This is a genomic window from Streptococcus sp. KHUD_014 (assembly GCF_051106275.1).
Classification (GTDB): domain Bacteria; phylum Bacillota; class Bacilli; order Lactobacillales; family Streptococcaceae; genus Streptococcus.
Genome location: NZ_CP193666.1, coordinates 885,191 through 907,256, shown reverse-complemented (window position 1 = coordinate 907,256; position 22,066 = coordinate 885,191). Strand labels below are relative to the sequence as shown.

Genomic DNA, 22,066 nt, shown 5'->3' with positions numbered 1-22,066 from the left:
ATTCTTTTCTCACTCTAAAAAGGGCTGGGGAATCCCAGTCACCAACTATTACTACTTGCTAGAAATTCTAGTTTCCTAGAATCTGCTAAATACACCAATGGCTGTAGCAAAGATACCTGCTAAGGTTACAAACAACATAATCAAAACGACGAATAGTGTCAATTTCTCAAAAAATGTTTTTTTACGTTTTCCATTATCACCAAATGCCATTATTTTCTCCTTTTCTATAATTCCCTATTTTTAATATTCTTCCGAAACTGGAGCAATTGCCCATAAAATTAAGTAAGCAATCAGTCCACTACCATAACAAAAAGCTAGAACTCCCCAGATCACACGTACGATTGTCGGATCAATATCAAAATAATTAGCTAAACCAGCGCATACTCCACCGATTTTTTGATCTCGACTACTTCTCATAAATTTCTTTTTCATTTCTTCATTTCCTTTCTTCGAAGACCTTAGTCATTCCAATAATCTCTCAAATCATTCAACTGTTTCTTGGATGCTTTTAACATTCGTTTAGAACTTTTGACTGGAACTGAAACTGCCTGTTGTGGCAAGTAAAATACTGTCTTTAAAATCCGTTGTGTCATCGGTTCATCACGAGTTAATTCTTTTTCAAAATTGTTTGAGATGATAGCATCCAAATAAAACTCATGGACTCTCTTAGCAAAATTTTCAGCTGAAATTTCATACAATTTATCAGCCAAAAGTTTTTCATCCATCTTTGGAGTTACAATTAAAGCTTCTAAAATAGCCCCTGCTAAATCTCTCTCTTCATAATAAAGAGTTCCAAACATCTTATTGCTAATCAAATTATCTAGATAAGGATTTCCATGAGCTATTACCGGAGTCTTACTTGCAAGACTTTCAAGATAGGTCAAGCCTTGCGTCTCACTAGTTGAAGCTGAAATAAAGAAATCAGCCGCCTTATAGTAAAGAGCTGTCTCGCTTGGAGCGATCATACCTGTAAAGATAACAGAATCCTGAATCTGCAAATCTTCTGCTTGCTCCTTGAGGTTTTCCAGATAAGGTCCATCTCCAGCAACGACTAATTTAACATTTTGCTCTTCTTTTAGAACATCTGGAAGTGCTGCCAAAACAGCTTGAATGTTCTTTTCGTAAGACACCCTGGAAAGACTAAGAAGCATCTTTTCGTCTTTCTTAATACCTAGTTTATCTCGTAGATCACTGATGTGCTCTGGTCCAATTTCAGGACGTTCAAACTTGGCAAGCTCAATACCTGTAGGAATGACACGCTTTTCAACTTTGACCTTATAATCAGATAACAAATCACGCACAATCTCACTCGGACAAATCACACCATCCACATCATGAAGAAATCCCCTTACAAGATACTTGACCATGCTCGGACGAATCAACAAACCCTTAGCAATATAGTGAACATAATCCTCGTACTGGGTATGATAGGTATGAATGACTGGGATTTTCAGTTCTCGAGCAATCCAAATTCCCAATAAACCAAGAGAAAACTCCGTTTGGGTATGAATAATATCCAGTTTGTATTGTTTTGCAATCTCAAGAGCTTTCGTAAATCCACGATAGGCGAAACGACGGTCTTTAAAGGCAAAGAAAGGAACACTAGGAATACGAATAATCTGCCAGTCTTCATAACGATTAACGTCCTTGTCTGTTGTTGTAAAGATAAAGACGGCATGTCCTTGCTTTTCAAGTTCTGTTTTTAAGGTTCGAATACTCGTTGCAACACCCGAAACCTGTGGGAAATAAGTATCTGTAAATAATCCAATTCGCATATACTACCTCATTTTTTTCCTAAAGCCGCTTGTTCCCGATAGAATTTTAGCCATATTTCTAAAAGATGCTCTTCTGAGTATTCTTTTGAAATAGCTTTGGCCTTTTCTTTCAACGCTTTCAAAGCTTCTGGATGATCTCTATATTCCATAATAGCTTGTTTCATCTCTTCCACATCGGTGGTTGGTCTGTAATTTCCTTCTAGAATGACCTTGTAAAGTTCTAGATCACGAAGTATAATGGGAGCTTCACAACTTGCTGCCTCTAAAATAGTCATTGGAAAGAGCTCGTTATAGCTAGGAAGTAAGAACAAATCTGCCAAAGCATAGAGTTCTCTCATCCGTTCTGGCTCAACAATTCCAGGGAAAATCAGATTCTCTGGAGGATTATCCATAATCTTTTTATAGCGTTCATAACCATCGGTTATTCCCCCAAAAGAGAAGCCACCAGCCCAAATAAAAGTGATATCCGGTAATTCCTCAGCTAGAGTGATAAAGTCATCTATTCCTTTACGCTTCTGAACCTGACCAGCACCAACGACTACAAACTGATTCTCATCAATTCCTATATCTTTACGAAGTTGCTCAACTTGCTCTATAGGAAGTGAATGCCATTTTTCTTTATTGACAAAGTTAGGAATATAGGTCACTTTTTCACGTGGAATTCCAGCAGCCACCAAATCCTCAATGAAAGTAGGATTGACCACAACCAGATGCTCCATACGGTCATAAAAAGAAAATACATAGCGTTTGACAATCCCCTTTAAGAAGAATGGAATCTTCAAACTACCTTCCAAGGTATCAGGTAAGAAGTGAACATAGCCAATCTTACGTCCAGAACGTTTTTTCTGAAAGGTCGAGAGATAATAAGGAAAATCAATCGTATGAAAATGAGTAACATCCGCTTCGATTGGAAGATTTTCTGTTACGATCAGTTGGTCTTTCGCATCTCGTTTTAAAAGCTGTACCAGTTCACGGTAAGCACCAGACACACCTTGGCCCGCCACTTTTTCACTTGAACTTAGCATATTGATGCGTAATTTCTCTTTTTCCATAGTAACCATTATACCATTTTCTTCAAATAAAATCAGCAAATAAAAAGAGAGATAGTATAAAAGCTGGGAATTTCCTGGCGTCTACACTATTTCTCTTTTTATCATTTACTTACTTGATACCCAATGCAATGCGAGCATAGCGGCTCATTTTTTCAACCGTCCAAGCTGGATACCAAACTAATTTGACTTCAACGTTAGTAACCTCTGGAACATCTGTCATAGCATCATAGATTTGGTCAGTTAAGAGATCTGCCAAGGGACAACCCATGGTTGTTAAGGTCATATCAATTTCAGTCTCACCTGTATCGCCATCAAAACGAATCTCGTAGATCAAGCCTAGATTGACGATATCAATTCCCAATTCTGGGTCAATCACTTCTTCTAGGGCTGTCAAAATACGTGTTTTGATATTTTCGATTTGTTCTTCTGTGTAAGCCATCTTCACTCTCCCTTAACTTAATCTTCAATGAAATCACGAAGTGGTTTGCTTCGACTTGGCTGGCGAAGTTTTCTCAAAGCTTTGGCCTCAATCTGACGGATACGTTCACGCGTTACGTTAAAGACTTTACCAACATCCTCCAAAGTACGCATTTTCCCATCATCAAGACCAAAGCGGAGACGCAAGACATTCTCTTCACGGTCAGTCAATGTATCTAACACTTCATCCAACTGCTCACGTAAAACGATACGAGTTGTATAGTCCACTGGATTTTCAATCACTTCATCCTCGATAAAATCACCAAGATGGCTGTCATCCTCTTCACCAATTGGCGTTTCAAGAGAAACCGGCTCTTGGGCAATCTTGAGGATTTCACGAACCTTGTCAGGTGTCATATCCATGCGTTCAGCGATTTGTTCAGGAGTTGGATCTTGTCCCAACTCTTGAAGAAGATTACGTTGTTCACGAACAAGCTTGTTAATTGTTTCCACCATGTGAACTGGGATACGAATGGTACGAGCTTGGTCAGCAATGGCACGAGTAATAGCCTGACGAATCCACCAAGTCGCATAAGTTGAGAATTTGAACCCTTTAGAGTAGTCAAATTTATCAACGGCCTTCATCAAGCCCATGTTTCCTTCTTGAATCAAGTCAAGGAACTGCATTCCACGTCCAACATAACGTTTAGCGATAGAAACAACCAGACGAAGGTTAGCTTCTGCAAGGCGTTGTTTCGCTTCGATATCACCTGCTTCAACAGCAAGGGCCAACTCTTTTTCCTCTTCATTTGTAAGCAGAGGCACAACCCCGATTTCTTTCAAATACATACGGACAGGGTCATTGACCTTAGCAGAGGTTGAACCAATCAAATCTTCATCAGTCAACTCTGGTTCTTCCTCAGTGCTCAAAACACGCGCACTAGGATTTCCTTCGTTGTCCGTAATTGAGATACCAGCATCTTGAATGCGTTGCAAAAGATTCTCAATACCTTCCACATCTAAAGTGAAGGGAATTACGAGGGCGTTATTGATTTCATCATCGGTTGCTGTACCAGTTTTTTTATGATTGCGAATAAATTCCGCTACTTGGACGTCAAAGGTTGTTACTTCTTTTTGTTTTGTTGCCATTCTTACTCCATTCTTCTTTTTTGGGCAATTAAGCGTTCTAGCTCTTCTAAAGCGGTGTCTGTATCACCGACATGGCTAGCTTCCTGAACTTTCTTTTTAATTTGCAGATTTTCCTGATTCAAAAGAGCTCTTTTTCGAGACTCTTCCACTTCGGCTAACTCGTGAGGGGACATCTCAGGTGGCAAATCTAAGGCTAGGACTTGATACCAAGCACTCTCCACTTCTCTGGTCTGTTGAGCCAAATCCTCAGATGAGATACTTCCATTATCAATCAAGAGTCCATACAAGGTCTGAAACTCTGGAGTTTCAAAGATAAAATCCTCTCTTAAGCGATAGTCATTAAGCACCAAGGGATGTTCCATCATTCGGTAGAGGATATGGGCTTCTGCTCTCATCACTGCTGTCAGTTGCTTAGTAACAGACATAGTGACAGGACTCGGACTATAGGTCTCCTTGACCTTCTCCTTTCTCTCTCTGACACGACTTTCATTGACAATATGTTCGACTTGCTGATAGTCAAAAGATGGCAAGTGATCCGTCAAAATGTGAATGTAGGAATTCTGAGCTGTGATAGAGGGTTCCTTGGCGATTAAGGGAGCAATTTTCTCTATGAATTCAATCTGAGCTTGTAGATTTTCACTGTTTTCCGGTCTGAAATGATGGATGTAAAACTCAACTGGACTGATGCGTGTATTGGTTAAGAGATAAGCCAAGTCTTGAGGAGAGTTTTTCTGCAAGTATTCATCCGGATCCATCGCGTCAGGAATCTGAACGACTTGGACAGGTATATCTTTAAGCTCGTCCAAGGCTTTAGCCGTCGCACTTTGCCCAGCCTTATCTCCGTCATAGGTGACGATCACTTTTTTGGTAAAGCGTTTCAGATGCTCCACATGTTCACTCGTCAGTGCGGTACCCATAGAAGCAACTGCATTTTCAATACCAGCACGATAAGCCGCAATGACATCCATAAATCCTTCCATCAGGTAGATTTCAGGAGCCTTGCCCGATCCTTTTTTTACCCTCTCCAAATGATATAATTCGTAACTTTTGTTAAAAATTGCCGTCGCTCGACTATTTTTATACTTTCCAGTTTGAGAATCGGCCTCTTGCCATATACGACCAGAAAAGGCAATCACCTTTCCTTGATCATTTAAAAGAGGAAACATAATGCGATTATGAAAAGTATCAAAAAATTGGTTACTCTCAGATAGATAAAACAAACCCGAATCCAGCAAGTCCTTCTCACTATAATCATCTGCTAAACGCTGATATAGATAAGAGCGTTCTGCTGGAGCTAAACCAATCATAAAATGCTTGAGAACATCATCTGTTAAGCCACGTTTATAGAGATAGTTTCTCGCCTCTTCACCCATTTTAGTCGTCATGAGAATGGCATGATAAAAACGAGCGGCTTTCTCATGCATATCGTAGAGATTTTGATGGGGCGACCTAGGCTGTACAGAACCTTGAACAGGCGCTGCCATCTGAATCCCAAGTCTCTCAGCTAATATCCTCACCGCATCCGCAAAGGTTACCTGCTGATATTCCTCGATAAACTTAAAAACATCTCCAGAACGACCACATCCAAAGCAGTGGTAAAATTGCTTATCTTCGACCACGTTAAAGGAAGGGGTCTTTTCACCATGAAAAGGACAGAGCCCTAAAAAGTTCCGTCCAGATTTTTGTAAAGAAATCACTTCTCCTATGATTTCGACAATATTGGTATTGTTTTTGATCTCTTCGATGAGTCTCTTGTCAACCATAGACAATACCTCCATTTTATCACAGTTTACTCTAACTAGTATAGCTTATTTCTGAAAAAAAGTAAACCATTTCATACACTTTACATGAGACTATTTCATAAAACTAGCTAGTCACTTTCTCCACTTTTACATCGTTTTCAGATACAATATCCACTAAAAAATGCGTCGACATTAATTTGTAGTGATGGAGCTTTTTATTAACTATATTTGCAGAAGCGACCAAGTCACCAAATTCTGCATTCTCGACTTCATAGATATAGTTGGTCAGATAACGTGGTCTGTTCTTTGCTAATCCTTGCTCCCAGTAACTATCTATTAATTCTAAACTTTCGTAGACTGAACGGAAAGCCCAAACTTTTGTAAAGGTAAATTTAAATTTTTCTGAATCTTCCAAGTAGGCAATTAGAGTATCCCCGTCTATATTTATCTCGATGCCATAGTCACCAAAAGGGATGAAGCCCGGTTTAATTTTCGTCCATTTTTCCATATCATTTCTCCAAGTTCTATTTTCTGATAATTGTATTACAGTGGTGTACATGTTTGATTAGCAAATTTTCTAGTATTGACTGATATTTAATTTCAAATTTGCAGAAACAAGAATCTCCACTACACTATCTTGAGTTATGATGATATAATGCCGTGAATTCAAAGTTCCTGCACTACCATAGGCTGTATATCCGAGTTTATTCACTAATTGACTATTTTTGACTTCATAAATGATATTTTGGAAATTATTTTTTTCAAATTTTTTAAACATCTCTTTATCCAGAATTGCAGATAAATACAATTCCCTGCTAAAGAATCGTGCTTCATCATAGCAAAAACATGATAATTTAAAACGGTTCTGCTCTCCAATCAGCCGAATTTCTTGACCATCTGACAAGTTTGTCAACAAGACTTTTAACTTATAGTTATCTACAGGAATCAAACCTTTAAAGACTTCTACCCATTCTTCATTTTTAGTTTCTAGTTCTAATTTCATTTATACCTTCATTATTCTATTTTTTTTACGTTTTAAACATCTAATTTCTATCTATTTCACTTGATCTTCGAGATTATTTTTCAATATCCTGCTAATATACTGACCATCTTTTCTACTGATACAAGCCGTTGCAAAAGTCATTGGTGCTATATAAACTTCTCCTCTATAGGATGGATCGGTCAAGACAGGCATAGAATAATAGGCGTTCTTTTTATTTTTAAGGTCAATATACCATTTACCTCCTAGGTGTTTGCGAAAGGTTTCGCCGATATAAACGGTCAAATAATCCAACATCTTGCGGTTTGCTATCAAAGCATGGTGGTCTTCGTAGTGAGCTAAGATCCAAGCCTCCAAATCATCCAAGGACTGCATACTATAGTCTAAATTTAGCCCTTCTTTCTCCGCGAACTCCCTTGTAAAATAATCCATCTTAAATCCAATCTGAAAAATCCATTCCTGAAAATCTTCTTGTGTGTATGCCATGTTTTTATCTCCTTACTATTTGTATTTTCAGAAAAACAGTGCTTTATCTGAATTTCTAGTTTTTTTAAAGCTACTTGGCTTAATCATTCATTTGTTTTTTTAAATTTACCATAGTCATTCAGAAAAGATTATTGCAAAATCTCTGTAATGGTAACTTCTCTTTCTAACTTTAAATCATAAAACCCTATATGTACATTATCCTCGTATAGCCAAAACAAATCTGTTCCATATTTTGCAGGAAAAATTTCCAGTAGAACTGGAGCAATTTGCAGTATACTTGTCGCACCTAGAATTGTAAAATTATCAGGATCAGAAATATATTCTTCATCATCAATAGAAGATAATATTGTCCAGCCATTTAACTGAGAAATTGAAGATTTCTCTCTATAAGTGTACTGAATCGGATAGCCATTCAATACATTATTTGAAACCATAAATCCACCAAAATCACTATTATTCATCAGCAAGTAACCCTCCATTTTCAGATAATAAATCTTGTCTCCAACTAAATTCTCTCGCATAATCTATAGCTGACTTCCCTTGAAAATCTTTACGGTGAATATCAGAACCACTAGCAATCAACATCTCATATAAAGGTAATGCTTCCTTAGTTGTTAATTTCAAGACTGTAATCGCAGTAATCAATGGAATTGCCCCATATTTATCAACTTGGTTAACATTTATCCCTGCTTTCAACTACATTGACATGACCTTAGTTGCATACTCAACATCTACTCTCCAATTCGCTTTAAATTGAAACAAATTATATAAGGCATTTCTATTATATGAGTCTAAACAATTAACATCAATTTTTTCATCAATAAGAAACTGAATAATCTTTAGTTTTTCATCTAGCAAAGTATTGCTAGTTAAAACCATGTTCAACAAATTCAATTTCTCATGTGTGATTTGATTCACATCGCCCTTGTAGAGCGAATGAAACTCTTCAAACGTTCCTTCTTGAGCTACATCAAATATGTCTCGTAATATTATTTCTTTCTCCTATTCATATTTATGACTTCTATTTGATTTTGGTACTTCAATTTGAAAGTTAGCAGGATTTGACTGGTTTGTTTTTAATCAATCTAGTATTTGAATCTATTGCTTTCTAAACTATCAAATTACCAAACCTTAATCATATGTCACTTTTACTTTAACCTTAACAGTTTGGTTAGATAAATTCTTTATTTTGATCTCAAATCCTTTCTTTGAAGCAAATGAAAAAAGTGTCTTTTGAGGTGGATCCATAATAATACCTTCGCGATCGACACCAATGCCATTATGAGGATTCTCTAATATCGTTACATCCCAGCTTTGTGTTTTTTCATTGTAATGATAGGTCTCAATCTGAGAATCCTTAATATTATATCCAATTCCTTTTTCAGGATCAAACCAATCATCACCTCGCACAAGCTTTATCTTCCCATCTGTAGTAACTGGAATTACCTCTACATGTATTATGGAGTCTAAACTCTCGGAGTGTCCGTTTACACGCACCTTTGTCTCTTCATTTGGACCTAAAGTGATGATTTCCCATTTTATATTACAAATCACAAGAGTTAGAATGGATACAGCAAACAGTAAGATAATTAAAATAACAAAATCTGATTTTTTCAATTTAACTAACATCCTTATTTCATATTAAACTTATACTCACAAAATTTATCGTATAAATCTTACTTTTTACAAATTTTCAATTAACTTTTCAATTTTAGATTTATATTCAAAACTAAAATAAGTCTTATAATAAATAATATAATTTAATAAAAGTAAGTTAGTTTATAACTTGCTTCAATTAAAGATAAATCGAATCTTAAAAATTCCTCCAGATTATTTATCTTTTATTTCATTGGTTTTCTGTACTTGCGAATCTCTTCTCCTAATTTAGAATCCAATTGTAAGGCTTTATCATCTGACAAGAGTAATGGAATCATTTTAAAATATTCATCTACATAACTATGATGTAATCTTTCAGCATTTGCAACCTCAAAATAAGGTAATGTACCAAATTTAATATAACTAAAAGCTTTTCTTAAAAGTTGAGCTGGTGAGCATACACAATAAATTTGTTTAAATTTCATTTCTTCGAAAATCTGTGTTGCAACATAACACTCATCAGTAGAATTATAAACTCCCTGATCTCCTTTATATTTTACATTCATCTCATCACTATATATTACCGCACTACTTATCCCTTTTTCTACTAAGTATTGTTTTCCAGCACCGCTAAGAGAAAGTTCATCTGCTACTTCATTATTTTTATGAACACTTCCTGGAACATATATAAATACACTTTCTCCCGATTGATTTAATCTATTATATAACTCTATTGCTTTATCCAAACGTTTTGAAAATTCTTCATTTGGATATTTCCCTTCATCTAATGGGTGCTGGGCTGCAACTTCAATTAATAAACCGTTGCCAGTTTGTCTTGATTTTATCATTCGTTCTGATGAAGATTTCAATAACTGTTCCCAAGCTTTGTACTGAGATTCTTTATTTATCTCATTTTCACCTAATGTTCGAGAAGCCTTATTCCAGATACTTTCAAAGTGTTCTTCCATCATTTCAATAAAGTTAAAATCACCCTCATCTTTGTTAATATCATCAACCCTCTCACCAGTTAACATAAAATTTTCAACAGACTTATATGGAGGAAGAGTGATATTCAACCATACTTTCGTTGTTATTTTACCCTTTGAAGGTTTACTTTGAGATAAAATAAACGGTAAACGATACTCAGTTGAGTAATAGCGAATTTCCATCTTTTTTTCACATTTATAATACTCAAGTTGTTTACATAATTTTGCAATTTCGTTTTTTATATCTTTGCCATTTTCTAAGTAGCCTTGTTCAATGTCTAGTCGTTCTAGTCGCTTAATCTTATTTAAATATTGCTCTACCACTTTATTATCTAAAATGTATGATTCATACTCGTTGACTATTTCACGAATCTCTTCACTAATCTTTGTTCCAGTTTTACGATTTCTTTGCTCTACTTCTAAATCTTCAATATCTGTTAAGAAATCATTATCTACTTGAGAACATAAAAAGCGAATTTTCATACCTTTATCCATAGCTTTTTTTAGAGGTGTCTTATTAGCACTAAAAAAACCATAACCTGATACAAAGATAATATCCAATCTCTCAGTCTCTTTACACATCTTCTTTATATCCGTTTTAGAAAATCCTTTCTTTGAAGCTGTCCCCTTAAAACCATAGGATTCCATTTTTTTTGAAATACGGATATAGTTTGTCATTTTATCAATTACAAATAGTGCAAATCCCCCTGCTATGATTGTTGGAATTAAATTAGTCAAACTCCCCTCGATAATAGCTTTATAGTCAAGTTCAGAAAAAATATTCATTAAATTCATAAAAGTACCCCAAATTCATTTCCTATATTATAACATAGATTTACTGTTTATAAAGATCTCTTTATTCTTACTTAATTCTAGTCTTTCATAGATTTCAATGACACAATCTCTACATCCCCAAGATTGTCAACTGAATAACGTTGACTGCCATTTTTAAACCAGCGTTCTAGAACAACATCATAAAGCATGAAGTGGGATTTTTCTTTAATCCAAGCTTCATCAATCCCATAAGGCTTTAAATACTCTAGTGCTTCGTTGGGATTAGTTAAGTAAAAATTGGGTTTTTCCACAGTGCCTGATCTCTTAAAATACGACTCCAAATTTATCTCGCCACTATCCTTATTTCTTATATTATATCCAGCTAAGTAGTATGCTAGTGAACTTTTAGAATCCGAAATTTCGATAGTTTGGTTAAGATTTTTATTCTTATAATTATATCTAATAAATAGATATCTCCCATCAGATAACAGTTGTTGGTATTCAATAATAAAAGTTTCTTCAAAACCTACAATCACTTCTAAACTTTCATTTTCAGACAAGTCTGCATCGAGTCCTATGGAAATTATCCAGTCTGGATCTCTAAACGACTGACTTCCATCAACGGCTTTGCTAAAATCAGCGAGTCCAGGTAAAACACCACTATGGGTTTCTGCATAGTTCATTTCTAAAAAGACATTACTTAAAGATTCATACACTCCATTATAATAATTCTTTTGATAGACACGATATAGACCGAACAAAGTTAGAAAACCTAATACAGTTATGAGTACAATTTTTAAAATTTTTTTCATGACTTTTTCCTTATCTAGAACTTATATAATTTACAAAGTAAAATTACATTTTAGATACCTTATTTTAAAGACAAGATAAAATTTAGATGCAAAACTCTTTTTTATAAGTTTTTTATCTTTAGCAACATTTTCCTTATAATCATTATACTATAAAATCTTAAACGGTGGAATCCAAACCATTTTTAGATAATCTCCCTTTAATACAAAAAACTTAGAAGCAAAAATTCCACTTCCAAGTTTTTATATCAATTATTTAAAATCATCTACTCAAATAGTTGATAGTAATCAGAAATTTTCATCTTGGCTTTCTCATCCTTGTTTAAATCTTGGATGATTCGTCCTTCCTTCATAACAATGAGACGATTTCCATACTTGAGAGCATCTTCCATATGGTGGGTAATCATCAATGCTGTTAGATGGTCCTTGTTGACAAAATCATCTGTCAATTCCATCAAGGCCACACTTGTTTTAGGGTCAAGGGCTGCCGTATGTTCATCCAACAAAAGGAGTTCAGGACGTTTCAAGGTTGCCATCAAGAGGCTCAAGGCCTGTCTTTGTCCACCTGACAAGAATTCAATCGGTGTATCTAAGTGCTTCTCTAGCCCATTTCCAACCTTCTCAATAGTTGCTTGAAATTCTTCCTTGTAAGCTGAGAGTCTTCTTGGAAAAAGACCACGTTTTTCTCCACGAAACTTTGCAATCAAGAGGTTTTCTGCAACGGTCATACGAGGAGCAGTTCCCATCTTGGGATCTTGGAAGACACGAGAGAGGTACTTGGCACGCTTTTCAGGGCTGAAATGAGTCACATCCTCCCCCATGATGTGAATACTCCCGCTAGTCAAGGGCAGAGTTCCTGCAATGCTATTAAAGAGGGTTGATTTGCCTGCACCATTTCCACCCAAAATTGTAATGAAGTCATGTTCATAAATATCCAGCGAAACATCGTTTAGGATAATCTTTTCTTCATCGAAGCCATTCTTCACAATTTTTGTGGCATTTCTTAATTCTACAATTGCTGTCATTTGCTTAACTTGACTCCTTTCAAGTATTTATCCTTAAGAGTTGGAATTACCAAGCAAGTTGCTAGGATAAGAGCACTGTACAAACGGAGGTAGCTAGTATTAAAGCCGAGAGCAATGACTCCCCATACCAAGAATTGGTAACTAATAGAACCGACAACAATGGTAACTAAGCGTTCTGCTAATGTAAGGCTCTTAAAGAGCACTTCACCGATAATCAGACTAGCAAGTCCAACTACGATAACCCCGATACCACGAGAAACATCGGCATAGCCTTCTTGTTGAGCAATAAGGGCGCCAGCAAGGGCGATCACACCATTTGACAAGACCAAGCCCATAAGCTCCATACGACCAGTATTGATACCAAAACTACGAGCCATATCCGGATTATCTCCTGTTGCGATATAAGCCTGTCCCAATTTAGTATCTAGGAAGAAAAGCATGATAAGGATAACTAAAGTCACAAAAATCAAACCTGTAAATAATTGATTAACCTCAGATGAGAAGGGAAGAACGTCCTGGATTTGTTTAGTTCCTAAGAGCCCAAGGTTTGCCCGTCCCATAATCATGAGCATAATAGAATGACAAGAAGTCATGACTAGAATTCCAGATAAGAGAGTTGGTATTTTACCTTTAGTATAGAGTAGACCAGTCGCTAAACCTGCAAGACAACCGGCCCCAACAGCTACCAAGGTAGCAAGAAAAGGATTAACGCCTTGAGTAATCAGTGTTACTGCAACTGCTCCTCCTAGTGGGAAGGAGCCCTCAGTTGTCATATCTGGGAAGTTTAGAATTCTAAAGGTCATAAAGATTCCTAAACCAAGGATAGCCCAGACAAATCCTTGTGAAATAATCGATACTATCATGTTACATTCATTTCCTTCTTTTAAAAATTGGAGGAGATGTCTCCAACTCCTCCTACATTCTTATTCAATTACTTGACCAGCTTCTTTAAGAACTGATTCAGGTATAGTGATTCCAAGTTCTTGAGCCACTTTTTTATTGATAACTGATTTACCAGTTGAGAAGACATTAACTGGTGTATCTGCAGGTTTTTCACCCTTCAAGACTTTGGCAATCATCTTACCGGTAGCAACACCAAGATCGTGTTGGTCCACAACGACTGATGCCAAACCACCTGCTTCTACCATGGCAGTCGCACTTGGGTAGATTGGTTTTTTAGCTGTTTGATTACTTGATACTACAGTTGAGAACGCAGATGCGATTGTGTTGTCAATTGGAACCCAGATTGCATCTACTTTACCAGTCATAACATTAACTGTTGAAGCAATTTCGTTAGTTGATGGAACTGCAAAAGTTTCGACTTTCAAACCAGCTTTTTCAGCGTAAGCTTTGAACTCTTCAACTTGTGATTTAGAGTTATCTTCACTACTTGAGTAAAGGGCTCCAACCGTCTTGACATCAGGAGTCAATGTCTTGATCAATTCAACCTGTTGTTGAGCAGGGTTGTGGTCAGAAACTCCAGTGATGTTCCCACCTGGTTTTTCCAAGTTTTGTACAAGGTTAGCACCAATTGGGTCTGTGATAGCTGCCATGATAACAGGAAGGTCTTTTGTTGCACTTGCAAGACCTTGAGCTGCTGGTGTTGCAATACCGACAACGACATCATTTCCATTTGCCACCAACTGCTTACTCATTGTCGCAACCTTACTTTGGTCACCTTCTGAGTTCATAAAGTCGATTTTAACTTGGTCACCTTTATAGCCTTCTTCAGCAAGTCCATCTTGAATACCTTGGTAAATCAAGTCGAGTGATGGATGGCTGACAAACTGAAGAACACCAACCTTGGCTGTCTTATTAGTTGTTTCGGTCTTTGTTTCTTGTTTTGTTAGAGTAGAGTAGATTAGGCTTCCACCAACTAAAACCGCTAATGCTGCAATAATTCCCATTAATCGTTTATTCATTTTATTTCTCCTTATTTTTCAATTCTTACTTCTAATTTTACCTTTTAAATCGCTTAACCAAGCGTCGCCATCGTTTGAATTCCATCATTATCCTCCCCATAGAAAAAAGTCCTCACACAAAAAACTTGTGTGAGGACGTCGATGCGCGGTGCCACCTCAATTATAGGGAATATCCCTATCGCTCTTACTCGCTACACGAGTTGCACTGTAAGGTGTGCGTACCGAATTCTTATGATTTCAAATTCATTATAACATTCAGCCCAATTTTCATCACCTTCATCTATCTGTTTCCACCAACCACAGACTCTCTAAAAAATTTCAATGATTACTTTCTGAATGGTTAAATTATATCATTTTACTAAAACTTGTCAAGTGATTTTATGAATTATTTTTTAAAAAATGTAAAATTCCTACGGATTTTTTGAAAAACACGATAGAAATTAGCCTGAATTACGCAATCCAGTAGCAATTCCGTTAATGGTTGTATGAATCAATCTTTCTTCATGCGTAGATAGCTCTCCACGACGTTGGCGCTTGATTAACTCAAGCTGGATGTAGTTTAGAATATTGAAGTAAGGCATGCGATATTTTAGACTGGCTTTCAAATATGGGTTTTCAGCCAAGAGGTCGTCTTGCCCTTCGATAGCCAAAATGACATCCTTGGTCAACTGCCATTCATCCAAGATAGTATAGTAGATTGCTTGGACTTCCTCACTTTCACAAAGTTGTGCGTACTCAAAAGCAATATTCATATTTGACTTAGACAAGACCATGTCTACGTTAGATAAAAGCGACTGGAAGAAAGGCCAGTTTTTATACATGTCACGAAGGATTTCGATATTTTTAGGATCTTGATCGATAAATTCCTTGAAACTTGAACCAACACCATACCAGCCTGGGAACATAACACGACTTTGTGACCATGAGAATACCCAAGGAATAGCGCGCAGACCACCAATTTCAGTGATGGTTTTACGAGCAGCCGGTCGAGAACCAATATTGAAACTTGAAATCGCCTTGATTGGACTAGACTCAAAGAAATAATCATAGAAATGTTCATTTCCAAATACTAGTTCACGGTATATATCATAGCTACGACCTACAACCTGATCCATAATTGCTTCATAGCGATTTGAAGTATTAGTGTCGCTCTTCTTTTGAGTAATCATACGGTTGATTGCTGCTGAAACCAACATCTCAAGGTTATAGTAGGCTGCATCCTTGTTTCCGTATTTATTTCCAATCACTTCCCCTTGCTCGGTCAAACGGATACGATCTTTGATAGACTTCAGTGGCTGTGAGGCAATAGCGTCATAAGTAGGGCCACCACCACGACCAACTGTACCACCACGACCGTGGAAGAAGGTTACTTTGACTCCAAATTCATCACCGATGGCTGTCAATTGTTGTTGAGCCTTGTAGAGTGTCCAACAAGAGGAAAGATAACCGCCATCCTTATTACTATCAGAGTAACCAAGCATGATTTCTTGGTAATTGTTTTTAGAAGCAATCCATTTCTTAGCAAGTGGTAAAGAGAAATACTTTCTCATAGTTTCTTCAGAATGATCCAAGTCTTCGATAGTTTCAAAGAGTGGTACAATCTGAACACGCGCTTTTTCAGCATCCACAAGACCGACTTCTTTGAGCATAATAGCCAATTCAAGCATATCTGATACGCTGGTTGCATGAGAAATAATCGTTTGACGAATGACGTCTTCTCCCAAACGGTCTTTTAATTCACGTGCTGTTTGGAAAATAGCCAGTTCTTTTTCGAGAAGTTCAGACTTCTCAGCATGAGTTGCAGACAAGATTCGAGGATCTTCTAATAATTCATGCAAAAGCAATTCACATTTTTCATCTTCTGATAAATCACTATAGTGGTCATTGATTCCAGCAGATGCCAACAATTCTGCTACACAGGCTTCGTGGACGCTTGAATCTTGACGCATGTCGATGGAAGCCAAGAAGAAACCAAAGACTTCTACAGCTTCTAAAAGTTCTGCAAATTCACCTGTGAGTAAGGCCTCTGCCTTGTTTTCAAGTAATGAGTCCTTAATAATGTATAGATCTTGCTTAAATTCTTCGACTGTTTCATAGCAAGGAGGACGATCCTCAGCCAATTCTTGAATTGCTCCTGAAAGACGATTACCAATGTAATCTGTAATGACTCCTTGCTGATAGCTATTGGCACCGAGCAAACGTTCAACAGGATGACGTTCATCAGATGTCGAACCGACGATTGACCATTCTTTCAAATTCAAAAGAGTTTGAATCAATTTTGACTGAATCAAGTGAAAGGCACGACGATAGGGTTCTTTTTCACGAAAGACTGATGTATCCCCAGAACGAGCTGCCATTTCTTCAACAGCTTGGCTTGTTTTTGACAAATTCGTCGATAGAGAGAAGGTGCGATAGAGACTTGAAATCTTACTGATATAGTAGTTCAAAACTACTTCACTTTGAATGGTAGCGGAACGCATAAGCGTCTCAGCTGTCACGAATGGATTCCCATCACGGTCTCCACCGATCCACATTCCCATAGTAATTGGTTTAGCTTGTTTTAGGTCAATTCCTTGTTCCTTTGCTAGACGTTTGTATTCTAGCATCAAATTAGGAACAGCCTGAAGGAAGGAACTATTGTAGTATTCCATCACGTTAGTAATTTCGTTGGTTACTTTCAGTTTCTTCTCACGAATCATGTCTGTTTGCATGATAATCTCAATGTAGCGACGAAGATCATTGTGCCATTTTTCCTTGTTAATGAGCCCCATTCTCACATCACGATATTTACGTAAAAGAGTATGGATATGATTGGTCAAGTCTAACATACTCTTACGTTGTACCTGGGTTGGATGGGCTGTCAAAACAGGCACCACATTCAGGTGCTCGAGAATCTCTCTAGCATTTTCTTTTTCAGCCACCATTTTGATAGTTGTTGACAATTTACCCAGATAATCTTGATCAACATTATTGAGGTGGTTAATCTCGTAAGCCAAATCTACGTCTTCGGAAATGTTAATTAAAAGAGGCAAAATAGAGAAATATCTTGAAATGTAAACCATTTCGTCGTTTGATAGACTAGTTACCACTTTATCAAGTCCTTGATAGTCTGCTGCAGTCGAAAGTTCTTTTAGCTGCATGATTTTATCAAAGGTCTCTGCCGCAAGCATGTTTCTTGTAATATCTTCTAGCATTTCTGTCAAGATTTGCACTTCTTCTTGTACGACGGCTTTGTTACTAAAATTTTCTAACTTTTGAAGAGACATTTTTTCTCCTTGTCATATTATGTCTTAGAGTTGTGCTTCTAATTCACGATAGAGTTTGGCACGTTTTTCGCTGGCATCAATATTCAACACAAAGGCGATGGCTACTGATAAGACCAAGAGACTGTTTCCACCTTGAGATAGGAAGGGGAAGGTTACTCCTGTTGAAGGAATCAAGCCTGATATACCCCCAATATTAACGAATACCTGTATCAGAATCATTCCACCAATACCGATTGCCACCATTGAGTTGAAAGGATCTCTCGCTCTAATACCGACTAAAATAATGCGAAGAATTAAGAAGAATAGAAGTGCCAAAATAAGACTAGCTCCTACAAATCCAAACTCCTCTATCACAATCGAAAAGACAAAGTCTGTATGAGCTTCTGGTAGATAACCTCGTTTTTCGATTGAGTTTCCTAATCCTAGACCAAACCAACCACCGTTAACCATTGCATAATAAGAATTGGCCAACTGATGCCCAGATCCTGCTAGGTCATTAAATGGATTGAAAAAAGCACTGAAACGCTTGGCAACATAACCAAATACAGGAATCTTTGAGAATTTTTCAACACCGATAAACCGAATGGCGGTCAAGGAAAGTATGGAAGCACCAGCCAGTAGTCCCAGTATAGTTGAGAACCAGCGATAAGCAATCCCACTAATGGTATACATGAGTAAGGATACTAAAATCAAGATAGTTGCATTTCCAAGGTCAGGGAAGATTGCCAAACTTCCAATCATGACCAAGAGTACAAAACGCCAATCATTAAAGGCCCTTGGGAACCACTGATTAAGGGTTAAAATTTGGAAGTCATAAACTGCTATCTCATCTTGTTGTTTTGAAAAACGCTGAGCCAAGTACCAAATGATAATAATCTTTAGATACTCTGCTGGTTGAATCGTGACCGGGCCAACCTTGATCCAGCCATAGGCTCCATTGATGGGAGTACCGATTAAACGTGCTAGAGCCAACAATATCAGTTCTACAAACATAACGATAAAGAGCAAGCGCTCATTACGGAGAAATCCTAATTTTAATTTATAAATTAAGGCTATTAAGAATAAACTGGCTATCCAGAAAATCCCCTGATTTCGCACTAGTTGTAATGCACTTTCCCCCTCCTGAATAAGGGTCGCACTAGTTGTCGAATAAACTACAATCAAACCTAAAACGGATAAAAGTAGATAAGGAATCAAAATTGAATAATTCAGCAGGTGCCTTTTACTTATTTTCATATGTCACCTATCTTTCGGAAAAATATTTTTATTTTCCCTTATTATTTCTAGTTTTACATGCTATTATACCATTTTTTAGGCTAGAAAAAAACTCTTACAGTGAAAACATTCGAATTTTACTTAAGACAGCATAAAAAGGGCAGTAACGCCCTTTCTATTTTATCTATATTTTCGTTTTCCAGCTAAAGCAAGTAGTCCAACACTTGCTCCAAGCAATGCTAAAAGTCCTGACTCTTTCGTTCCTGTATTTGGAAGCTGTTTCTTAGGTTCTGCTTTTGCATTTGTAGCTTGTGCAGGCGCTTGATAGGTTTTATCATTTTTAGTTCCTACAGTCACTTTATCTACCGTATAATCAACAATATTACCTTTTTCATCCAAAACAGGGACTAGTTTGTAACCTGCTTTTTCAAGCTCTTTACGTTTTGCTTCGGCAAGGTCAGCTAAACGTTTAGCTTCTACTTGTGCACTATACAAGGCGAAGAGTTTGTCATAAACCTCTTGGTCGAGTTTCTGTTCTTTCAACAATTCGTCAAAGATAGCTTGTGCTTCTTTCAAAGCAGTTACTTTCTCTTTAAGAATAGTTTCTTTTTCAGAAAGGACTTTCTTAGCTTTAGCAAGGTTAGGCTCTGCGTTAAGCAAAGATTCAAGGTCAGCTTTAGCTTTTTCAAGTGTCTTAGTAGCTTGTGCTACTTTTTCTTTAGCAAGTTCAAGATTATTTTCAGCAGTCTGTACTAGTGCTTTGAGTTCAGCCAATTTATCTTGTTCAGTTGCTAGGTTGTTCTTAGCATTAGTAAGGTTAGCTTCTTTTTGAGCAAGGACATTCTTAGCATTAGTAAGATTTTCTTGTTTTATTTTCACATCAGCAGTCAAAGCCTCTAGTGCTTTCTCAGCATTTTCTAAGCGCTTGTTAGCATTAGCAAGGATGTCTTGCGCTTGTTCAAGTTTGCTTTGAGCAGTCGGCGTTTTCAAAGGCGTAGTTTTAAGAGCATCTAATCGTTTTTGAATTGTTTCCTGCTCGCCTTTAGCTCTGATATTTGCAATCGAAGCACTTGTCTTTTCACGTTGTGCTTGAGAATTTACAGTCTGAGCATTTAATAGGGCAGTTTTAGCAGTATTATAGGCTTTTACAATGCTTTCTACCGAGTTAGTATTAGGCACTTCAGTCTTATCTAGCTTATTGCCAGAAACTTGTTTGTCTGATACAGTCAAGAAATGAGCGCTAGTTCGTCCAAGGCGACTAGATACGTCCACTCCAAGATATTCTTTATTAGCGCCAGCAGACGATAACCCTGTTAGGTTTTGAGCATGCGCCCACTCCCAACCATTAAATAGTAAGTCAGAAATACTTTCATAAACCCATTTTTTAGCATCATACATAGTATGAATTTCATCACCACTATTGATACTGTTTAAGTTTTCAAGGTATTGTTGAGTATCATCTTCATAAGCAGGCAATCCATACTTACGAGCCACGTTATTTACTGCTTTGCTATCATGTCCTTTTCCATACTCCCAACCGTCAGCTACATAACCGTCAGTCACTTCATCAGCTACTTTTACCATGCCTTTTGTTACAACAGTCTTAGGGGTTCCAAAACGCTCACGGATTTGGTTAAGTAGATCACTCGCAAATAGAGAAAGTTCTGTCATTTGTTCGGTTGTCAAGTTATTAGCATCAACACTGATAGCTTTATCATTTGCATTTCCTTTGAATTTATTCAAATTCAAATTTTCTTGGTTAACCGACTTTAAGATAGACTCTACTTTTTCTCTATGTTCTTTCCACTTAGCACTGTCATCCAAAATGTTATAAGGATTATTTACATAGGATTTCAAGGCAGAAACATAGGTATCTGTAACTTGGAAAGTGTTGATAGCCTTGTAGTTGCTTTCAGCCACAGTAAAGGTATCCTGTGCTTTTTCAAGAGCAGTTTGTGTCCGTTCAGCTTTATTAGTAGCATCAACCAATGTAGACTCTGTGCTTGCTACTACCTTACTAGCTTCTGTCAACTTGTTTTGGACGCTTGAAATTGCATCTGCAAGATTCTTGTCGTCTGACTTAGCTAGTTCCAAGACCTTCTCTGCACTCGTCAACTGTTCCTGTGCTTGTTTTTGGAAAGTCTCAGCGTTTTCCTTTTCTTCGACAACTTTCGCTTGACCTGTACCGTCAAGGATAGCTTGTGCGCTATCTACATTAGTCTGTGCGTCTTTAACTTCGTTTTCGGCACTTGCTACCTTATTCTCAGACTTCTTAACCACTTTTTCTTGATCTGCGACAACTTCTTTTGCTTTGGCAAGGTCATTTTCAGCATTTTTTTCTTGTTTTTCTGCGTCAGTTTTACCTTTTCCAGCACTAGCAACTGATTGCTTTTGCTTTTCAATGTTTTCTGGAGTAGCTTTATCCTTGGTTAGTTGAGCCTTATCCACTTCAGATTGAGCATTACCTACTTCAGTCTGCGCTTGGCTTTTCTTAGCTTGTGCATCTTCTACTGCTTGGGTAGATTTATCAAGTTTATCCTTGGCCACGTCAACTTGTCCTTTAGTGACTTCCTTAGTAGGAACTTTATCTCCGTTTTTTGGCGCTTCTTTTTCAACCAAAGCTGGTTCGTTTTTAGCATCAGTAATGTTAAACGCTGGCTCAGTTTGAGCAGTACGCACACCACCAGCATTTTCTACATTGGGTTCAGTTACCTCATTTGCACTTACAGTCGTTGCAAGTCCAGTTGCTGCTATTGCAGTCAAAGTAATCAATTCTTTTTTCATAGGTTTCCCCTCATTATTTTTTTATAGCTTCATTATATCATATTTTACAACTTTTTAAAGTCATTTTA

21 protein-coding genes and 1 other annotated feature are annotated in these 22,066 nt (G+C 37.1%); all 21 genes read right to left on the bottom strand.

Annotated features, from left to right (window positions below; all coding sequences use genetic code 11):
• Positions 1-75: 75 nt before the first annotated feature.
• The 21 genes from ACORHT_RS04390 to ACORHT_RS04290 all read right to left on the bottom strand — a co-directional run bounded on the left by ACORHT_RS04390 (position 76) and on the right by ACORHT_RS04290 (position 21,998).
• Positions 76-210, bottom strand: a complete 135-nt coding sequence (locus ACORHT_RS04390; RefSeq protein WP_049548929.1) for a DUF4044 domain-containing protein — start codon at positions 208-210, stop codon at positions 76-78.
• Between the two features lie 30 nt (positions 211-240).
• The gene (locus ACORHT_RS04385; RefSeq protein ID WP_075229473.1) at positions 241-432 is read right to left on the bottom strand and encodes a PspC domain-containing protein; all 192 of its coding nucleotides are present in this window, start codon (positions 430-432) and stop codon (positions 241-243) included.
• 26 nt (positions 433-458) lie between these two features.
• Positions 459-1,775 (bottom strand): glycosyltransferase family 4 protein, encoded by a 1,317-nt coding sequence (locus tag ACORHT_RS04380; RefSeq protein ID WP_434350744.1) that lies wholly within the window; start codon positions 1,773-1,775, stop codon positions 459-461.
• A gap of 8 nt (positions 1,776-1,783) precedes the next feature.
• Positions 1,784-2,836, bottom strand: coding sequence for a glycosyltransferase family 4 protein (locus ACORHT_RS04375; protein ID WP_434350743.1), 1,053 nt, complete (start codon positions 2,834-2,836; stop codon positions 1,784-1,786).
• Positions 2,837-2,936: 100 nt separating this feature from the next.
• Entirely contained in the window at positions 2,937-3,266 is a 330-nt protein-coding gene (locus tag ACORHT_RS04370) for a metal-sulfur cluster assembly factor (RefSeq protein ID WP_000331926.1), read from the bottom strand.
• Positions 3,267-3,283: 17 nt separating this feature from the next.
• A complete protein-coding gene (gene rpoD, locus ACORHT_RS04365; protein ID WP_000201894.1) occupies positions 3,284-4,393 on the bottom strand; it encodes an RNA polymerase sigma factor RpoD in 1,110 nt (369 codons plus the stop codon).
• A gap of 2 nt (positions 4,394-4,395) precedes the next feature.
• Positions 4,396-6,156, bottom strand: a complete 1,761-nt coding sequence (dnaG, locus tag ACORHT_RS04360) for a DNA primase (protein ID WP_434350742.1) — start codon at positions 6,154-6,156, stop codon at positions 4,396-4,398.
• Between the two features lie 103 nt (positions 6,157-6,259).
• Positions 6,260-6,643 carry a hypothetical protein gene (locus ACORHT_RS04355; protein ID WP_434350741.1) on the bottom strand — a complete coding sequence of 128 codons (384 nt, stop codon included), beginning with the start codon at positions 6,641-6,643 and terminating at the stop codon, positions 6,260-6,262.
• A 69-nt stretch (positions 6,644-6,712) separates the two neighbouring features.
• A complete protein-coding gene (locus ACORHT_RS04350) occupies positions 6,713-7,138 on the bottom strand; it encodes a hypothetical protein (RefSeq protein ID WP_434350740.1) in 426 nt (141 codons plus the stop codon).
• Between the two features lie 51 nt (positions 7,139-7,189).
• On the bottom strand, positions 7,190-7,621 hold the full coding sequence (locus ACORHT_RS04345; protein ID WP_414321660.1) for a hypothetical protein: 432 nt from the start codon (positions 7,619-7,621) through the stop codon (positions 7,190-7,192).
• A gap of 128 nt (positions 7,622-7,749) precedes the next feature.
• Entirely contained in the window at positions 7,750-8,082 is a 333-nt protein-coding gene (locus tag ACORHT_RS04340; RefSeq protein ID WP_218969677.1) for an immunity protein Imm33 domain-containing protein, read from the bottom strand.
• Positions 8,075-8,317 carry a hypothetical protein gene (locus ACORHT_RS04335; RefSeq protein WP_434350739.1) on the bottom strand — a complete coding sequence of 81 codons (243 nt, stop codon included), beginning with the start codon at positions 8,315-8,317 and terminating at the stop codon, positions 8,075-8,077. The genes ACORHT_RS04340 and ACORHT_RS04335 overlap by 8 nt, the downstream gene beginning before the upstream one ends.
• Positions 8,318-8,752: 435 nt before the next feature.
• Positions 8,753-9,250, bottom strand: a complete 498-nt coding sequence (locus ACORHT_RS04330) for a hypothetical protein (RefSeq protein ID WP_434350738.1) — start codon at positions 9,248-9,250, stop codon at positions 8,753-8,755.
• 212 nt (positions 9,251-9,462) lie between these two features.
• Complete coding sequence (locus tag ACORHT_RS04325; protein WP_434350737.1) at positions 9,463-10,998, bottom strand: hypothetical protein; 1,536 nt, start codon at positions 10,996-10,998, stop codon at positions 9,463-9,465.
• Positions 10,999-11,075: 77 nt separating this feature from the next.
• Positions 11,076-11,789, bottom strand: coding sequence for a TipC family immunity protein (locus ACORHT_RS04320; protein ID WP_434350736.1), 714 nt, complete (start codon positions 11,787-11,789; stop codon positions 11,076-11,078).
• A gap of 263 nt (positions 11,790-12,052) precedes the next feature.
• Positions 12,053-12,811: an ABC transporter ATP-binding protein gene (locus tag ACORHT_RS04315; RefSeq protein ID WP_434350735.1), complete on the bottom strand. Its 759-nt coding sequence runs from the start codon at positions 12,809-12,811 to the stop codon at positions 12,053-12,055.
• On the bottom strand, positions 12,808-13,674 hold the full coding sequence (locus tag ACORHT_RS04310; protein ID WP_434350734.1) for an ABC transporter permease: 867 nt from the start codon (positions 13,672-13,674) through the stop codon (positions 12,808-12,810). The genes ACORHT_RS04315 and ACORHT_RS04310 overlap by 4 nt, the downstream gene beginning before the upstream one ends.
• 60 nt (positions 13,675-13,734) lie before the next feature.
• Positions 13,735-14,733 (bottom strand): tryptophan ABC transporter substrate-binding protein, encoded by a 999-nt coding sequence (trpX, locus tag ACORHT_RS04305; protein ID WP_434350733.1) that lies wholly within the window; start codon positions 14,731-14,733, stop codon positions 13,735-13,737.
• A 128-nt stretch (positions 14,734-14,861) separates the two neighbouring features.
• Positions 14,862-15,077 (bottom strand) — a binding site (T-box leader).
• 96 nt (positions 15,078-15,173) lie between these two features.
• The gene (gene ppc, locus ACORHT_RS04300) at positions 15,174-17,999 is read right to left on the bottom strand and encodes a phosphoenolpyruvate carboxylase (protein ID WP_434350732.1); all 2,826 of its coding nucleotides are present in this window, start codon (positions 17,997-17,999) and stop codon (positions 15,174-15,176) included.
• Positions 18,000-18,023: 24 nt separating this feature from the next.
• Positions 18,024-19,235: a cell division peptidoglycan polymerase FtsW gene (gene ftsW / locus ACORHT_RS04295; RefSeq protein WP_434350731.1), complete on the bottom strand. Its 1,212-nt coding sequence runs from the start codon at positions 19,233-19,235 to the stop codon at positions 18,024-18,026.
• A 159-nt stretch (positions 19,236-19,394) separates the two neighbouring features.
• On the bottom strand, positions 19,395-21,998 hold the full coding sequence (locus tag ACORHT_RS04290) for an SEC10/PgrA surface exclusion domain-containing protein (RefSeq protein WP_434350730.1): 2,604 nt from the start codon (positions 21,996-21,998) through the stop codon (positions 19,395-19,397).
• Positions 21,999-22,066 lie beyond the last annotated feature (68 nt).

Bases quoted from the DNA above. Each gene is read 5' to 3' on its own strand.
- ACORHT_RS04390 (WP_049548929.1), bottom strand. From the start codon at position 210: ATGGCATTTGGTGATAATGGAAAACGTAAAAAAACATTTTTTGAGAAA.
- ACORHT_RS04385 (WP_075229473.1), bottom strand. From the start codon at position 432: ATGAAAAAGAAATTTATGAGAAGTAGTCGAGATCAAAAAATCGGTGGA.
- ACORHT_RS04380 (WP_434350744.1), bottom strand. From the start codon at position 1,775: ATGCGAATTGGATTATTTACAGATACTTATTTCCCACAGGTTTCGGGT.
- ACORHT_RS04375 (WP_434350743.1), bottom strand. From the start codon at position 2,836: ATGGTTACTATGGAAAAAGAGAAATTACGCATCAATATGCTAAGTTCA.
- ACORHT_RS04370 (WP_000331926.1), bottom strand. From the start codon at position 3,266: ATGGCTTACACAGAAGAACAAATCGAAAATATCAAAACACGTATTTTG.
- rpoD (WP_000201894.1), bottom strand. From the start codon at position 4,393: ATGGCAACAAAACAAAAAGAAGTAACAACCTTTGACGTCCAAGTAGCG.
- dnaG (WP_434350742.1), bottom strand. From the start codon at position 6,156: ATGGTTGACAAGAGACTCATCGAAGAGATCAAAAACAATACCAATATT.
- ACORHT_RS04355 (WP_434350741.1), bottom strand. From the start codon at position 6,643: ATGGAAAAATGGACGAAAATTAAACCGGGCTTCATCCCTTTTGGTGAC.
- ACORHT_RS04350 (WP_434350740.1), bottom strand. From the start codon at position 7,138: ATGAAATTAGAACTAGAAACTAAAAATGAAGAATGGGTAGAAGTCTTT.
- ACORHT_RS04345 (WP_414321660.1), bottom strand. From the start codon at position 7,621: ATGGCATACACACAAGAAGATTTTCAGGAATGGATTTTTCAGATTGGA.
- ACORHT_RS04340 (WP_218969677.1), bottom strand. From the start codon at position 8,082: ATGAATAATAGTGATTTTGGTGGATTTATGGTTTCAAATAATGTATTG.
- ACORHT_RS04330 (WP_434350738.1), bottom strand. From the start codon at position 9,250: ATGTTAGTTAAATTGAAAAAATCAGATTTTGTTATTTTAATTATCTTA.
- ACORHT_RS04325 (WP_434350737.1), bottom strand. From the start codon at position 10,998: ATGAATTTAATGAATATTTTTTCTGAACTTGACTATAAAGCTATTATC.
- ACORHT_RS04320 (WP_434350736.1), bottom strand. From the start codon at position 11,789: ATGAAAAAAATTTTAAAAATTGTACTCATAACTGTATTAGGTTTTCTA.
- ACORHT_RS04315 (WP_434350735.1), bottom strand. From the start codon at position 12,811: ATGACAGCAATTGTAGAATTAAGAAATGCCACAAAAATTGTGAAGAAT.
- ACORHT_RS04310 (WP_434350734.1), bottom strand. From the start codon at position 13,674: ATGATAGTATCGATTATTTCACAAGGATTTGTCTGGGCTATCCTTGGT.
- trpX (WP_434350733.1), bottom strand. From the start codon at position 14,733: ATGAATAAACGATTAATGGGAATTATTGCAGCATTAGCGGTTTTAGTT.
- ppc (WP_434350732.1), bottom strand. From the start codon at position 17,999: ATGTCTCTTCAAAAGTTAGAAAATTTTAGTAACAAAGCCGTCGTACAA.
- ftsW (WP_434350731.1), bottom strand. From the start codon at position 19,235: ATGAAAATAAGTAAAAGGCACCTGCTGAATTATTCAATTTTGATTCCT.
- ACORHT_RS04290 (WP_434350730.1), bottom strand. From the start codon at position 21,998: ATGAAAAAAGAATTGATTACTTTGACTGCAATAGCAGCAACTGGACTT.